This is a genomic window from Cronobacter sp. EKM101R (genome assembly GCF_963888145.1).
GTDB classification, from domain to species: domain Bacteria; phylum Pseudomonadota; class Gammaproteobacteria; order Enterobacterales; family Enterobacteriaceae; genus Cronobacter; species Cronobacter turicensis.
In genome coordinates, this window is sequence record NZ_CAWPHW010000045.1 from 1 (window position 1) to 293 (window position 293).

Annotated in this window: 1 pseudogene; it reads left to right on the plus strand. The window is 56.3% G+C overall.

The window, feature by feature from the left end:
• Positions 1-36: 36 nt before the first annotated feature.
• A pseudogene (locus AACV31_RS19170) lies at positions 37-293 on the plus strand (replication protein P); the annotation flags it as partial.

Consider the following 293-nt stretch of genomic DNA (forward strand, 5'->3'; position numbering starts at 1 on the left):
GTGCAGGGCACAATCAGTTATCACGAGGTACAAATCATGCAGAACCGGACACCGAATCCACTGCAAACGCAGCCGTTAAACGGATACGCGCCGCACGCGCACAGAAACTCGCAGGCCGAGGACAGGGCGTGGACGTTCTGGGAAGTCATGGCGGAAATATATTCGAACCGCTGGGAACTCAAGAACGGTTCAGCACCGTCCGAACTCTGGATCTCTCAGATTGGCCAGATGAACAGCCGGCAGATAATGGCGATCTGTAACGCGCTGTTAGCCCGCTGCGCGGCAGGGAATTC